11 protein-coding genes and 1 tRNA gene are annotated in these 14,871 nt (G+C 47.9%); 2 read left to right on the plus strand and 10 right to left on the minus strand.

Annotated features, from left to right (window positions below; all coding sequences use genetic code 11):
- Positions 1-600 precede the first annotated feature (600 nt).
- A complete protein-coding gene (locus ACLO87_RS06860; RefSeq protein ID WP_430223161.1) occupies positions 601-1,245 on the minus strand; it encodes a hypothetical protein in 645 nt (214 codons plus the stop codon).
- Positions 1,246-1,567: 322 nt separating this feature from the next.
- Here ACLO87_RS06860 and ACLO87_RS06865 point away from each other — a divergent pair, with 322 nt between their 5' ends.
- On the plus strand, positions 1,568-1,966 hold the full coding sequence (locus ACLO87_RS06865; RefSeq protein WP_430223162.1) for a hypothetical protein: 399 nt from the start codon (positions 1,568-1,570) through the stop codon (positions 1,964-1,966).
- 474 nt (positions 1,967-2,440) lie between these two features.
- Here the strand turns inward: ACLO87_RS06865 and ACLO87_RS06870 are convergent, their stop codons facing one another.
- The 9 genes from ACLO87_RS06870 to ACLO87_RS06910 form a co-directional block, all read right to left on the minus strand.
- On the minus strand, positions 2,441-2,758 hold the full coding sequence (locus ACLO87_RS06870; protein ID WP_430223163.1) for a tetratricopeptide repeat protein: 318 nt from the start codon (positions 2,756-2,758) through the stop codon (positions 2,441-2,443).
- A 631-nt stretch (positions 2,759-3,389) separates the two neighbouring features.
- Positions 3,390-3,932, minus strand: a complete 543-nt coding sequence (locus tag ACLO87_RS06875; protein WP_430223164.1) for an SH3 domain-containing protein — start codon at positions 3,930-3,932, stop codon at positions 3,390-3,392.
- 722 nt (positions 3,933-4,654) lie between these two features.
- A complete protein-coding gene (locus ACLO87_RS06880) occupies positions 4,655-5,173 on the minus strand; it encodes a DUF1440 domain-containing protein (RefSeq protein ID WP_430223165.1) in 519 nt (172 codons plus the stop codon).
- Between the two features lie 757 nt (positions 5,174-5,930).
- Positions 5,931-6,007: transfer RNA gene (locus ACLO87_RS06885), tRNA-Val, on the minus strand.
- Positions 6,008-6,078: 71 nt separating this feature from the next.
- Positions 6,079-7,044, minus strand: coding sequence for an XdhC family protein (locus tag ACLO87_RS06890; protein WP_430223166.1), 966 nt, complete (start codon positions 7,042-7,044; stop codon positions 6,079-6,081).
- Positions 7,041-7,664, minus strand: a complete 624-nt coding sequence (locus ACLO87_RS06895; protein WP_430223168.1) for a nucleotidyltransferase family protein — start codon at positions 7,662-7,664, stop codon at positions 7,041-7,043. Before ACLO87_RS06895 ends, ACLO87_RS06890 begins: the two co-directional genes overlap by 4 nt.
- A gap of 51 nt (positions 7,665-7,715) precedes the next feature.
- Positions 7,716-9,008, minus strand: a complete 1,293-nt coding sequence (locus tag ACLO87_RS06900) for a cytochrome c (RefSeq protein WP_430223169.1) — start codon at positions 9,006-9,008, stop codon at positions 7,716-7,718.
- Positions 9,009-9,017: 9 nt separating this feature from the next.
- Positions 9,018-9,563 carry a (2Fe-2S)-binding protein gene (locus ACLO87_RS06905; RefSeq protein ID WP_430223170.1) on the minus strand — a complete coding sequence of 182 codons (546 nt, stop codon included), beginning with the start codon at positions 9,561-9,563 and terminating at the stop codon, positions 9,018-9,020.
- Positions 9,560-12,493, minus strand: a complete 2,934-nt coding sequence (locus ACLO87_RS06910; RefSeq protein ID WP_430223171.1) for a xanthine dehydrogenase family protein molybdopterin-binding subunit — start codon at positions 12,491-12,493, stop codon at positions 9,560-9,562. The genes ACLO87_RS06905 and ACLO87_RS06910 overlap by 4 nt, the downstream gene beginning before the upstream one ends.
- A gap of 435 nt (positions 12,494-12,928) precedes the next feature.
- On the opposite strand from ACLO87_RS06910, the gene thrS reads away from it, so the two are divergent.
- Positions 12,929-14,851 carry a threonine--tRNA ligase gene (gene thrS / locus ACLO87_RS06915; protein ID WP_430223172.1) on the plus strand — a complete coding sequence of 641 codons (1,923 nt, stop codon included), beginning with the start codon at positions 12,929-12,931 and terminating at the stop codon, positions 14,849-14,851.
- Positions 14,852-14,871: the final 20 nt, after the last annotated feature.

Here is a 14,871-nt window from a genome sequence, read left to right on the forward strand (position 1 = left end):
ACACGTAGCTGGTAAGCATACCAACGCTATTGAGTGAAAGCCACCGCCATCTTAAAGAATTTAGGAATGAACTCTTGAGTATGGGGTATGAGGTTCAGGGTCTACAGCGCTGGTTTCTATACAGTGTGTGAGTCCCTATGGGTGTGCTTACTAGGTAGCTGGCGTTGGTCAGCGCATAGGAATTCAGAAACTTCTTATGTGATTAGCGTAATTTGCAGGCTATCTTTAGGGTGCATGTTTTTTCATACATTAAGGTAATGGAAAAGCTTTACGCCACCATAGCTTGCCTGAGCTTGGTGGCGTTTTTTTTGAATGAGGTGATATAGGGAAGCAAAGCCACTTATCTTGGAGGCTTGAGTGTCTAAGAGCCTGAGTGGTCTGTTTTTAGCTGATTTTCTATAGTGAGTAGTCAACAAGACGCTAACGCTAAACATATTTCCCCTTGTTTGGTTTACGTAATGAAACCTACTAAGAAAGGGGCTTCTGTTGTGGGTGTTTTTCTAGTTCTGAATGACTGACTTTAGCAAACTACTATGTGATGAGGGGCAAACAGTCCCTCCCTCGGTGGAGGAACTGTGTGTTCAAGATTCAGTGTTAGAGTTAATGTCTGCGATCTTCTAGTCTTCCCGCAGAGTTCTTTAGCTTTTCAGCTTCTTGCGGAGGCTTATTTTCTAAACCAAGAGTATCACATAAGAAGAGTGAATTTTCAGGATTGGTTTGATTGCTCTTTGCTATAGAGCATGTTTTCCACTCATCCCTTAGGCCTAAAAAATACTCTACCCGGTCGTGGAATAGTTGGAAGTCAGCGGGATTCTGATAAGCACTAATCGATATTTTAGGTTTAAAGCTAATGGGTATTTGACTTATCCATATACCTGTTTGTTGCTCTCCAGTAAATCCAAATCTAGCGATTGTTCCTTTGTCTGTTTGTTCTAAATCTACGCTATACCAATCTCTTCCAAAGGTAGCACTAAACACCGCAAAAAAGGTGGACCATCGAGTTGCTAACAGCGCATCACTCTGAGCGTCAAACACGATGTCATCTGGATCAAGTAAATACAGTACTTTATGTGCCGCTTGCCTTACATCAGCAATGGATTTTCCTGGGTACATTCGTACAGCAGCCTCTTCATTATTAACCAGTGAGGCATCAAGGTCTTGGAGTGTCATATGCGTGTTTTTAGCACAGCCGACTAAAAGAACAGCACCGAGCACAACCGCAGTTTTCGTGAAAATTTTGTTCATAGTATGAAAACCCATCATATCCTCATATGAAATAGAACTCTCAGGGTGATGTTTTGTAATTATATTGCCAGTCTGTAGCAATGTACTTGGCTAACCACGAGGTCGATGTTCTAAATGTTAAGTGAATAGTGCGGGTGATGCTACTCCTTCTTGAGAGTGTTGATTTTTTATATCTAAAAATTTTTGCTTGTGAAAAAATTTGAATCATTGACATGTCAAAGTTAAGCAAAAATAAAAGCTATAGAGCATTTGATTTTAGCTACCCTTCGCTGTGGTTATTTATGCTGCTATTATTTCAGCACCTTATTGAAAGGGGGTAGGCATGAGAAAGCTCATGATAGGTGTATGTGTTGTGGCGCTGTCAGGGTGTGCGATGTTTCAAAACGTCAAGATCGATCAACTTAGAACTCCGGAGAACTTACGAAAATCTGGGACGATAGAGAAGTCTATCCCGCAGATTCAGCAGGCTCTCTATGATTATGGCGATAAGTGCAGCACAACAGGGACACCGCTTGCGGTTAATCCATCAGATCCAAGGAAAGCACGTTTTACAACTTATATACCTGGGTTCACTAGGGATAGTGCTGTGCTTTTGGTTGAGTTAAATCAAGTTGGAGACGAACTCACTGAATATCAGGGTTATACATACTATTTGACTTGGAAAAATAGGCTAGACCAGATTTTGTATATTATGGGAGGTGGGTTGGATTGTGATAAATGAGGCTTGAAGTCTAGTGATGTAGCCATATTTCCGGAGTAGATGCATTAGCTATAGCTGCCTGATATACACCGTATCGTAGATGCTTTAGACGCGTGTTTCTGTAGGCAAGAGAAAATCTCAGTATGAGAAATCACGCTGGTTTTTTTGCTGATACGTCCGACAAAAGTGAACTTTGTTATTTGGCTACCTTATTTGGCGTTTAGGGCTATTTTGACGTTTTATGTAAAGCCTAAAAATACGATGCCCATTATTTGGTGCTGCTAATCAGTGCGAGAGGGGCGCAGCAAAAGAATACATTAGTCGTGAGATGCAGCGCTTACTACGGCTGCTGCTGTAGAGACCGAGTCAGCAGAAGCTGACAGGTGAGAGTAGCAAGGTGCGCTTGTAAGGTCTCGTATGGGCGTGTTCGCCCAGGGCTGTAAGGCGGAGTTTGACTACGCATCTAGGATTGCACGAAGACTATAGTGTTGAGATTTACTCACGGTGCTCATGAAGGTTCCGATAGTTCTTACAGCCATTTTGGTTGCCATTATCACAGGCCTTTTTAAACCACTCTTGCGCTTGCGTGTAGTCTTGCTCAACACCTTCGCCTCTTAGGTATACGATACCTAATTCGTTTTGATAAACAGCATCTCCTTGTTCTGCTTTTAATTGTGCTGAACTAAGCCATTGATCAAAAAGGTTTTGGTCAAAAGTTATGGATGTCTTGGCAGTAGAAAGAGAGTTAGCATTAACGCCAGTGCAAAGTGATAGTATCAGCACAGTGAAAAACGGCCCCCATGCTTTTGTCATTTTTAACCCCAGTAGTGCTACGCAATTCGCTAAAGAGTGGTTGGTGAAAACGGATCATATCAATATAGCGTATAGAGTGCAGTGACGCGTGGTTTCAGAGATGATTTACCTTGAGCAGATATGATCTTGCAGAGTGGCTCAATAATCGCGAAGCAAACTACAGACGAGGAAATAGCCTGCATTCTCGCTACTTGATTGTGCTGTTATTATCCCTGTGTTCTTTTGGACGGCTGCAGTACTGCATGAGAGTATGTTTTCTATGCTAGAGATTTTTTAAGATTATCAGGAGACGGTCTGTGATTGGTGAGGTGATCGCGATAGTGGGTGCAGTGCTGCTATGGCCCTTGGTGTTCGCTAGCACTAAGAAGACAGCACTTGGTCGTGGGTTGATAATCTCAGCGGGTATTATTTTGGTTTTAGCTGGCTCGTTTATATCCTACTCAGCCACAGATCAGGGCGACGATGAAAGAGTGGTTGATGAGGAAAAACAAGCAGCGGAAAATGCTAGAAAAGCTATTCGGATACGATCATCGTATTTTTGATGAGTCAGAAGATTAGTTTTTCAAAAGAATTTATATAGAGCCCACGTCGGTGGGTTTTTTTGTACCTATGTATTTGTGCTGCAACGTAGTTATCTATACCTTTTGTTCCCACCTGATGTAATACAGTACCTGCCCCCTCTGGGGCCGTAGCAGTTACTGTTTGAGGAGCATGGGCAGCTTGATCGGGTTGATGAGGGGCTGTAGCTTCGAGAGACGGTAGGCCTAGGCGGTGGAGCAGGCGGTGCCATCCACTTTTTTATATCACTACAGTCTTTTTCTACACAAAGATGATCACTAGAAATCCATTTTGCAGTCTCGGTGTCTGTGCTGATTCTGCTCCACCCGTTGAGCTCCTCATAAATAGTCACAGCTTGACCGTGAGGAAGGCTGCTTAGCACCCTGCCATTTGCAGAGGAGCGGACATTAAGTGATTTCGGTCCAATGTAGCGTGTGGGCCTTTGTGCGATCGCAGGTAGAGTAGTAGGCGAGGGGGTTACAAAAGAGCTCTGTGGCGGAGCTACAGCAACAGGAATTGTTGACCGAACCTTACTGGATGAACTGTCGGAACCGCAAGTTTTCGCAATAACAACTAGGAAAATAACGGCAATTAAACCACGGCCAGAAAATTTCATTGAATTTTTATCGTTATAGAGTGATGTCGTAATCTAGCATTTAGCTCATAGTTATTAAACTGGATGAAAAAACAGACAGACTAAAGTAGCAAGAAGAAAAGAAGGAAATATATTGCTATCTTTTCAGTGTCTTTCGGAGAGGCATGAGAATGAGAAAGGGAGTGTTAAATAGACGACTATTGTCGCCTTTTTATACCTGAAACTCTCAAAGTAAACTTAAGGCATTGTGATCCGTTCCTAACCAAGAGGTGTAGTTGGTGCGAGAATGTTTTGCATCACGCCTATTACCTCTAGTTGTGACACTTTCTTCTTATGGAGTCTTTGGCAGAAATAATGATGCCAATTTTCAGATGGCTTGAAACCTTTTCAGTTTTAAGGAACCTTCTTGATTCAATATGTGTACGATAATTTCCCATGAAAAGCGTTAAACCAAAATCTTCATTGGTCAACAAATAAGATATCTCTAAGATGGTATGTCAATAAGCTTTCATGTCTCTTGAGTTGGATGGTGATGGAGATATCGTTTTATTTGGGTTTTCCATTTTTACTCCAGCGATTGTTGATTTGGTTTGGGCTATACAAGCACTGCAAAGTATGCAGACATAGTAAACGAGTTACAGAGGTATATAACAGCAATTAGAGGGTATATGGAGAAGATGGAAGAGCATCTACGATACTGCCTTAATTTTTTGGACAGTATCGTATCCCTAGGGTGAGTTTAACTATTGAGTCTCTAACTCTTTTGTGAAGCTGTATCTAAGGTTGCTACGCACAGCCTCGATAGACCATATCCAAAATGCTGTGCCGATGAATTCCGAGATTAAAGCCTCAGAGCCTGAAATCCATAACCAACCGGATAGGCCTAACAAAGGGACCACTAAACCATGAGCAAACACAGAGACGAAGAACCCAAAAACAATACCGTGAAGTAGTTTTACCTTTGGCAAGTATTCGGCAAGAACGCAGTAGATAATAGCTATGGTGATTGAAAATAGTATATGAACACCATTCCCACCCCAATTAATGGAGGAGCCTAACCATTCGTATGTCATAGAGTCAACGTGAAACCCTAGTTTCTCAAGCAAGACGACTGGTGGCGGTGTGGTTTCTGGGGTTCTAGGTGGAATGAGTGTTTCAAAGCCAGATTTAACTAGGGCTGAAAAAATACCTGCAACTACACCTATATAAATAGCTAAACAAATATGCCGGTACTGTTTTTGTGTGGTTTCAAGTAAGTTCATCACTAAGTCCTTATTAAACGGAAATTTAAGTTGAAGGCTTATGCAACATAGTCGTGACTAATGTATCCGTATGAGGCGATAGAAGAGCGGCATGCTTTGTTTCAATATGTTTTTCGCAACGTTATGATTGACATGAGTAGGAGGATAACGAGTTGCCATATTGTGAAATGACGGGAGGGTGCTGTCTAATACTTCGATTTGTGATCTTTACAAAACAAAGGCTTACAGGCTTTAGGTAACCACTTTATATTAGACAGAATAAATAATAAAAATCATATGGATCAATAGATTAGATAGCTGAAATCATGTATTGGTCGAATACATCCTTACCGGCAATATGGTGAGGGTTTCGGTTAGCTGGTAGCGGTGGCGCTTGACTTGATGCTAGTAGGCTTTTGCGGAGCGCCCCTATAATTGCAGAGCATAAAAAAAACGGCCTATATCGCTGTAGACCGTTTTGTATCTTGGTGGCTCATCCCTGATTCGAACAGGGGGCCTGCGGATTATGTGTCCGCTGCTCTTTGTGGCACAAATCGACTTTGTTGTTAATAAATGTGTCAATAAAGAGTTTTAGGGCTATTTTTGGTCGTTTTCGGAAAAACGTCAAAATACGATGCCCCCATCCAGTTTTAGGATGCCCCCAAAAATGCCCCCAAAAGTTCTGGGCAGGGCTGGTAACTCTGGGCAACAAAAAAGCCGCAGATCGTTGTGATATGCGGCTTTGCTTGGCAGTCCTAGGCACTGTTTGGAAGTGCTTTGGTAGGCGGTACTGGAGTCGAACCAGCGACCTCTACGATGTCAACGTAGCGCTCTAACCAACTGAGCTAACCGCCTAAAGAACGTAATAATACGATGGTTTTTGTAACGGCGTCAAGTGGTGGGGGTCTAATCATTCCCCCTTGATGCTAAGTGCTAGATTTCTGTGACTCTGCCGGCAGTCTATTGCGCACTTGTATAAGCTCTGCCGCTATCGCCACGGCTATTTCTGCAGGTGTGCGGCTAGAGATAGGCAGCCCCACCGGGCCGTGTAGTCTGTCTATATCTGCATCGGTTAGGTCAAAGAGTTTTAGTCTTTCTCTGCGTTTGGCTTGGTTGGCTTTAGAACCTAATGCGCCTACGTAAAACGCAGGCGAGATTAGGGCTTCTAACAAGGCCATGTCGTCCAGTTTAGGGTCGTGAGTAAGGGCAACGATGGCGGTGCGGTGGTTGACGCCCATTTCTACGATGGTGTCGTCAGGCATGGTGGTCACCAGCGTAGCGTAAGGCACGTCCCAATCTGCAAAGAATTCTTGGCGGGGGTCGCATACGGTGACATGAAAGTCTAGGGCGTTGGCGATGGCGCAGAGGGTACGGGCAGTTTGGTTGGCGCCTATGATCAGTAAGTGCCAGTGCGGGCCGTAGACACTTTGAAAGTGTGTATCGCTTAACGCGGTCTGCATGTCTGGGGTGGCAGGTGCCAGCTGGTAGGAACCATCTGTTAGGTTGACGGTGCGCAGTAGCAAACGGTGCTGGCGTATAGCCTCTAAGACCTTATCCAACCATTGTGTGTCAGCGATGGGTTCTACCATTAGCTTTAATGTGCCGCCGCAGGGTAGGCCAAAGCGTGCGGCTTCGGCTTGGGATACGCCGTATAACAAAGGGGCGGGTTTGCTGCCCAAACCATTGCTTTTGGCTTTGCGGATTAGGTCGTCTTCTATGCAGCCGCCTGAGACTGATCCCATTAGTCTGCCGTCTTCACGTACGACTAGCATGGCTCCGGCTTGGCGTGGAGCGGATCCCCAAGTTTGTACCACGGTGACTAGGTGCACGGTATGGCCGGCCATGACCCAATCGTGGGCGTGTTGCAGTACGTCTAGGTCCATGGCGTTCATGTGTGGCTCCGCAAAAAGGTGTGAAGAGTGGGGTGTTGTAAGTCGTCAGGCTCATCAATGTCAAAACATACGCCGGCATCATCACAAGGCAGTAATTGAATACCGTGGCGTTGCAGTAGGCTGCGTGCACCTTCGTCCCCAGATAAGGTGGTTAGTTCTGGGAGTAAATGCCATTGAAAGCCTACAGGGTGTCCGCGTTGCCCTTGGTAAAGGGGGGCGGCAATAGTGTGGGTTTGTAGCGCTTGTTGCACTTGCTGAAAGCTATATGCAGAAATGCACGGCATATCAGCCAAGGTGACTAAAACTGTGGACGCAGGGGATTGGGCATAACACTGTAAGGCGGCGCGTGCAGCATCAGCAAGACTGGCTCCCATGCCGGTATGCGCAAGCTCGCTTTCTACGATGGTGCAGTTGGGTTGTGCTAGTTGCTCATACAGCTCGGGGCTGTCTGGGCGCATTACGACGATGACGTGATCTACAGCTTGTCGTAAGTTGTGCAGGCTAGTCGCGGCGACACTATGGTGGTTTGCCAAGGGAGCTAGCAGTTTATTGCCTTGAGGTTGCCGTGCTTGAAAGCGACGACCATATCCAGCAGCTAACAATATACCTAACTGATGCATAAAAAAGAGTGCGGCACAGGCTTTTTAGGCCAGTGCCGCAAGAGCTAAAGGTTAGTGAACGGCGCGCGAGATTTGTTGTACTTGCTCGGTGGTAACAGCGGTGGCTTGACCACCCCATTGTGCTCGCATCCATGTAGACAGATCGGCGATTTCTTCATCGCTAAGTTCGTGAGCAAACGGAGGCATGGCGTACATGCGCTGATTACCTGTGAATGTCTGGGTAGGAATACCGTTTAGCACCACACGTATCAGGTTCTGAGCACTGTCCATCGCCAAGGTGGCATTGCCGTACATGGCGGGCGCTACATTAGGAATACCTTCCCCTTTACTGCCGTGACAGCCCGCACATGCAGCTAAGTACGTGCGTCTGCCGATGGCCATATTGCTGTCGGCAGTAGGGTTCTCAGCTTCAGGTAAGGGCGTGGGAGCCGATGCTGCAGGAGGAATTGAACCGTTAGCATCTGTGAGCAGGTAGGTAGCAACCGCTTCTACGTCCTCTACTTTCATCGCGCTAGTCGAGAAGTGCGTGACTGTATGCATATCCGCAAATGACGTGCCTTGTGGTGCCATACCGGTGCTTAGGTATTGGGTCAGCGTGGCCACATCAAAACCATGCTTGGCTAAGGCGCTAGCCGTGATGTTAGGAATCGCCCAGCCGTTGATCTCGCCACCTTGGAAATCACGCGCAAAGTCCACGCCCATCATGAAATTCTGCGGGGTGTGGCAGCTTGCACAGTGGCCTACACCTTGCACCAAGTACGCACCACGCAACCATTGCGCAGAACGTTCTGCATTCTCGGGTACGCTGCGATCGGGGAAGTTCAGCAAGTTCCAGAAGTTCATGAACGGACGCACGGGCAACGAGAAAGCACCACTATTGCTCTTGTTCGCTACAGCAATAGGCGGAATGCTCATCAGGTAGGCATACAGCGCATCAATATCTTCAGGCGTGGTGATGTGCGTGAAGATGTACGGCATGGCTGGGTATAAGTTGCCTTTTGGTGCCACACCATCTTTTAATGCACGGTGAAAGTCTGCGCGAGTGTACTTGCCTATACCGTAGGTAGGGGCGGGAGTGATGTTGGTGGAATACAGCGTACCAAACGGCGTATCAATGGCCACACCACCGGCCGCTTTAGGGCCTTGAGGTTGAGAGTGACAGCCAAAGCAGTCGCCCGCCATGGCCAGTTCGCGGCCACGAGGAATCAACTGCTGCATCTCATCGGCGCTTAACGGCTTATCGACGCCGGGGGCAACGCTGGTGCTGCGAAATGCACCCAGCAAGATGGCTATACAGACCACCACAGCCACCAGAATCACGGTAATGATTACTTTACGTAGCATGTTGCCTCCTTAGTCAATCACACAGCCAGGCGTTGCCAGAGCAACTTCCTTTACGGCTTCGTAATAACGTACATAGCCAGTGCAACGACAGATGTGGTCGTTTAAGGCTTCTTCGATGGCACTTTCCAGATTGGCACGTTGTACGGGTTTGCGCTTGAGGCCATCTAAAAACACTGTGGCACCGGCCACAAAACCAGGCGTGCAGTAGCCACACTGGAACGAGAAGTGATCAATAAAGGCTTGCTGTACTGGTGTTAAGGCTTCTACCTTGCCCAGCTTGTCGTATTTGGCTTGGCCTTCAATAGTCGTGATGGACTTGTTATTGAAGTAATGCGCGCTAAACACACAGGTGCGGCTCTCTGTTGTGGAACCATCTGGGTGGTTTTCTACGATGGTACAGGCGTGGCAAATGCCTTGGCCGCAGCCAAAGCGTGTGCCGGTAAGGTTTAAGTGCTCATGCAGAAAATCGATCATGGGCATATCCAGTGGTACATCCACTGGGCCAATAGTCTTGCCGTTGATCGTGAGCGTGAGAGGTTGTTTTTCTAAGCTCATGCTAAGGCTTCCTTAATTTTCTCTGCGGTGATGGGGAGTTCGTAAAAACGTTTGCCTATGGCGTGTGCCACAGCATTGCTAATGGCCGAAACTACGGGAATCATGACCACTTCAGCCATCCCTTTAGGTGGCGAGGTCTCCGACAGTGGGGGTAGGTAATCCACGGTCTGGTTCCAAACTGCAACGTTTTTAGCGCGAGGTAAGGTGTAACGGTTGAAGTTCCACGTGCCGTTACCGGGGCCATCCTCATAGAGTGGTAGTTCTTCCATCAGCGCGTGGCCTATACCCATCGCCAGCCCTCCTTGTTGTTGGCCAGAGACCAAGGCAGGAACAACAATTTTGCCAGGATCAATCAGGCTATGTAGGCGCATGACCTCAACATCACCGGTAAAAGTATTGACGTTGAGCTCTACTAAACAGGCCGCAGGGGTGTAGGTGGTAACGCCTGCATTGTTACGTTGCACGGGTGGGTAGGCGATTTTGCTGCGTTTTAGATAGTCGTAGCCGCCGGTATCCATACGTTTTTTGAGTGACTCAGGGGCACCTTCGCCATAGCGTACGGCTAAGGCATCCAGAGGCAAGGTGCGTTCGCCTACACCGGGAATGTCAAAGCTGCCACGAGCCCATTCCCAGCGACTAAAGCAGTGCAGCGCTACGCCTGTAATCAACCCCATTTCGTGGGCCTTACGGGCCAATTGAGCAAAAGGAATAGGGGTCATACCTGCGCCACCAATGCCGCCGGGATAAGCGCGCAGATCAGACAACGCCACATCGCCTGGGGCGATTTCACCACCAGCAGGGCCATCACTCCAAATGGCCTTGGCCGCTGGCCACAAGCTATGTTCCAACAGGAAGTTAGCGGCTTGGCGTGTGCCGAAACCAATGAAGTACACGCTGTTAGAGGCACTCATCGCTGGCAGCATGAATGGTACCCAGAAAGGGTTGGCGGCAAGCTTATCTTGCTCTTCTTGCGTAGTGGTGTAGGGCGACCAGTTGCTGACTAATGGCAATTGATCAAACTCTGTCACACCGAACTCTACCGTTTCGGGGGCTTGCCCTAGCATTTGTTGAATCATGACTTGCTGGGCAGTGGTGGCACCCGTGCCAATCTCTTGCAAGCAGTGGCGCATGGTGATGTTGCCATCAGCATCAAACTCCAGCACAAGTGCACTGGTGTCGGCGCCGGTGCCGTAGTCTTTTTGGACTTGGGCAAAACCTACACCATAGCTTTTACCGGGGTTAGCGGCATCAAACTCAGCTTTTGCTTTATCTTTGTTCACCCAAAGCGAGTGCTTGCTAGCGATATCCAGCATTTCTACCAAACGCGGCTCGCCTAGTTGTACTGCGCCCTGCGTGTTGGGGTAGTTGGGGAGCAACGCATTGCGACGACGTAACTCAATGGCATCTATGTTTAGCTCAGAGGCCAACTCGTCTACTAGCATCTCTGTCATGGTCATGGTTTGGATGGTGCCATAACCACGCATGGAGCCAGCCTCTACGGCACGGCTGGATAAGGCTGTGCTCGCCAAGTCTGATTTAGGGAAGTAGTAAATAGATTGAGCGGCCGTGGCGCCTACTTGGGCCACCGAGAACGAGAAGTTAGCTCGCCCGCCGCCATCACAGGTGTATTGGCCTTTAAGAGTCTCAAACTGGCCAGTTTTCCTATCAGCAGTAATGCTCACGTCCATATCAAAGGCGTGGCGTTTAATGCCCATCTGGAATTGTTCGTAGCGATCGTTGGCTAAGCGAACAGGCAAGCCGTCGCCGTAAAAACAGGCAGCAATCACATAGAAGGGGAAAATAGAGTGGTCTTTGGACCCATACCCAACAGTCGTGCCGGTGAGAATTTCAATATGTTCTACGGGGAAGCGTTTGTTGTCTTTCACCATAAAGGCGGCAACGCGTGCGACCTCATAGGGGGACTGTGCTGCTGCCAAAATATGCAGGGTACGTGTTTGTGCATCGTACCAAGCATTGCCGTTATCAGGCTCCATTGCAGACGGGTCTATGGATTGCGAATAGCCATGGCGCTCAATCACAATTTTGTCTGGGTCTTGGCGCGCGGCTTCGATGTCGGCAGCAATGAGTGCAGCGGCTTCCATGCCACGCTGCATAGGCTTGTAAGTTTCTTGTGCGACCTGTTGTGGATCGCGATTACCTGTGCCGCCGCCTCGGTGTTTGTGCATGACGGATTGCGGTACAAATATACCGTCCGGATCAGCTGGAGGCCATACGGGTGTAGCGCCATCAAAGCTACCCCAAATGACGGCGTCTTGAATGGGTGAGAACTCAGGTGTGCCGGTAGGTGACTCGCCACCAATACGCACATAGCGTGCTGCACCAAAGTTAGGAGGAGGGTTAGGGCCAGTGGTTTTGCCATACAGTACAAATTCAGTGTCAAAACGCAGTTGGCGCTTAGCAGCTTCGAATTTGTCAAAATCGTGATAGACCAAGAGGGCTACAGGGTGGCCCAGCATGGTAGGCGTAGTGCCTTTTGGTGTCAGGAAGCTTTGGCCGTAGAAGTCAGGGCCTAAATCGGCGGGTTTAGGTACTTGTATACCATCGCGCTCTAGGTCTTCATGAAAAAGCAGTCTATCAGGCTGTAAGTCATCGCCTAGTCTATCTAATGCTAAGCCTTCAAAGGTTTTGTCAGCTTGTGTGGCTTTCACAAAAAAAGCATGTGCTTGTTGCTTGGGCCAACCGGGCAGGTTCATGGCGCGGAAGTCGCGCGCAAAGACTTTTTGGCCGGTGACTTTACGTATAGCATCCCAGCGATAGCGGGCTTGTCCATCGTTGTTCATCCAGCCTGATGCACCAAGGCCGGAATGTACTTCTATTGCGTGTGCAAAGGGCAGGCGTGCCAAGGTGACCGTAATGCCAGCAAACGTGCCTAGTTTGATGAAGTCACGGCGGGTAAATCCTGATGCCATAGGTATCTCCCTGTGTAGAGTTTTGATTTGCTGCTTGCGTTTTTGTAGTTATGAAAGAGCTGACTCATCGCTCTCTCAGTCATGTTCATAGTATGCAAAAGCTATGTGACTTCCTCATTTGCTTGCAAAGCTTTACTAAAAATTAGTAATGGTGTCAGGGCTTGTTGTGTTTATGCCGCACAGAATCAAAGCTTTGTGAATTGCGCCCCTTAAATTGCTGTAGGGAGAGCAATAGTTTTCATGCTTGTTAAACTTGATGCTAAAATCAAACCGTATTCTTATTGATGATTAGTTATTGGAAAAACATTATGACCACAACGCGAACTACTACCTGGCCCAACTAGCCGTAGCCGCATTGTGTTCATACGCTGATAACATCAGACCAAATACCGAAACGCGGCTTGTATGCCGCGTTTTTTGTTTTAGGAAGCATTTATGATTCAAATCACCTTACCTGATGGTTCGAAACGAGAGTTCGAAAATCCGGTTTCTATTAACGATATTGCCTACTCTATTGGCACCGGACTGGGGCGCGCAGCACTGGCCGGTAAGGTGACGTTTGATGGTGCAGAGCCAGAACTGGTAGACACCAGTTTCGTGATCGATAAAGACGCCCAGTTGGCGATTGTGACAGCTAAAGACGCAGATGGGTTGGATGTGATTCGTCACTCCACCGCTCACTTGCTGGCATATGCAGTAAAAGAATTGTTCCCTGAGGCACAGGTCACTATTGGCCCTGTGATCGACAACGGTTTTTACTACGACTTTTCCTACAAACGTCCCTTCACACCTGAAGATTTACAAGCCATTGAGAAAAAAATGGCTGAGCTGGCCAAGCTAGACGAGCAAGTGGTGCGTGAAGAATGGGAACGCGATAAAGCGGTAGAGTTCTTCCGCAGTATTGGCGAAGAATACAAAGCAGAAATCATTGCTTCTATTCCCGCTGAGCAAAAAATCTCGCTGTACCGTGAAGGTAAGTTTGTAGATTTGTGTCGTGGTCCTCACGTGCCTTCCACTGGCAAGTTGAAAGTATTCAAGCTGATGAAAGTGGCCGGTGCCTACTGGCGCGGCGACAGCAAAAACGAAATGCTGCAGCGTATTTACGGTACAGCATGGGCAAGCAAAGATGAGCAAGCCGCTTACTTGCATATGTTGGAAGAGGCTGAGAAACGTGATCACCGCCGCCTAGGTCGTGAGCTTGATCTGTTCCATTTCCAAGACGAAGCTCCAGGCTTGATCTTCTGGCACCCCAAAGGTTGGGTGATTTGGCAGCAAGTAGAGCAGTTCATGCGTCAGGTATACCGTGACAACGGCTACCAAGAAGTGAAAGCACCGCAAATCTTAGATTTGTCCATGTGGAAGAAAACTGGCCACTGGGATAACTACAGCGACAACATGTTCACCACAGAGTCTGAGAACCGTATGTACGGTTTGAAGCCTATGAACTGTCCTGGTCACGTACAGATTTTCAACGCTAACTTGCATTCTTACCGCGAATTGCCTATTCGTTACGGCGAGTTCGGTCAGTGTCACCGTAATGAGCCTTCTGGCGCGTTGCATGGCATGATGCGTGTGCGTGGTTTTACGCAAGATGATGGCCACATTTTCTGTACTGAAGATCAGTTGCAAGAAGAGTGCGCGAACTTCACCGCGTTGCTGCAGCAGGTATACAAAGAGTTTGGTTTTACCGAGATTCTGTACAAAGTGGCTACACGTCCTGAAAAACGTATTGGTAGCGACGATGTGTGGGACAAATCCGAAGCCGCGTTGATGGAAAGTCTGCGCCGTACAGGGTGTGAATTCACCGTTGCTGAAGGCGATGGCGCATTCTACGGCCCTAAAATTGAATACACACTGAAAGACGCTATTGGTCGTCATTGGCAGTGCGGCACCATTCAGGTGGACTTCTCCATGCCTCAGCGCTTAGGTGCTGAATACGTGGATGCGCAAGATCAGCGTCGGACACCAGTAATGCTGCACCGAGCTATTTTGGGTTCTTTTGAACGTTTTATCGGAATGTTGATCGAAAACTATGCAGGGGCATTGCCCGCATGGTTGTCGCCACAGCAAGCCGTGGTGTGTTGTATTGCCGAATCGTCAGCCGATTATGCGCAAGCTGTTGCGCAAAAGCTGGTTAAACTGGGCATGCGTGTAACGGCTGATTTGCGTGGTGAAAAAATCACTCGTAAAATCCGAGAACACAGTATGCAAAAAGTCCCTTATATACTTGTGGTAGGGGACAAAGAAGCGGAAGCAGGTTCCGTCGCCGTGCGTGGTCGTGGTGGTGTGGATCTGGGCGTAATGTCCTTGGATGATTTTGCCCAACGCTTACAAGATGAAATCGAAAGCCGTCAGTAAGTGACTGAGGCTGTTTATAT

The organism is Paenalcaligenes sp. Me52, assembly GCF_050487965.1.
Classification (GTDB): domain Bacteria; phylum Pseudomonadota; class Gammaproteobacteria; order Burkholderiales; family Burkholderiaceae_B; genus Paenalcaligenes.

Excerpts from the sequence above, each read along its gene's own strand:
- thrS (WP_430223172.1), top strand. The coding sequence starts at position 12,929 with ATGATTCAAATCACCTTACCTGATGGTTCGAAACGAGAGTTCGAAAAT.
- ACLO87_RS06890 (WP_430223166.1), bottom strand. The coding sequence starts at position 7,044 with ATGAACGCCATGGACCTAGACGTACTGCAACACGCCCACGATTGGGTC.
- ACLO87_RS06875 (WP_430223164.1), bottom strand. The coding sequence starts at position 3,932 with ATGAAATTTTCTGGCCGTGGTTTAATTGCCGTTATTTTCCTAGTTGTT.
- ACLO87_RS06910 (WP_430223171.1), bottom strand. The coding sequence starts at position 12,493 with ATGGCATCAGGATTTACCCGCCGTGACTTCATCAAACTAGGCACGTTT.
- ACLO87_RS06900 (WP_430223169.1), bottom strand. The coding sequence starts at position 9,008 with ATGCTACGTAAAGTAATCATTACCGTGATTCTGGTGGCTGTGGTGGTC.
- ACLO87_RS06895 (WP_430223168.1), bottom strand. The coding sequence starts at position 7,664 with ATGCATCAGTTAGGTATATTGTTAGCTGCTGGATATGGTCGTCGCTTT.
- ACLO87_RS06905 (WP_430223170.1), bottom strand. The coding sequence starts at position 9,563 with ATGAGCTTAGAAAAACAACCTCTCACGCTCACGATCAACGGCAAGACT.
- ACLO87_RS06880 (WP_430223165.1), bottom strand. The coding sequence starts at position 5,173 with ATGAACTTACTTGAAACCACACAAAAACAGTACCGGCATATTTGTTTA.
- ACLO87_RS06865 (WP_430223162.1), top strand. The coding sequence starts at position 1,568 with ATGAGAAAGCTCATGATAGGTGTATGTGTTGTGGCGCTGTCAGGGTGT.
- ACLO87_RS06860 (WP_430223161.1), bottom strand. The coding sequence starts at position 1,245 with ATGAACAAAATTTTCACGAAAACTGCGGTTGTGCTCGGTGCTGTTCTT.
- ACLO87_RS06870 (WP_430223163.1), bottom strand. The coding sequence starts at position 2,758 with ATGACAAAAGCATGGGGGCCGTTTTTCACTGTGCTGATACTATCACTT.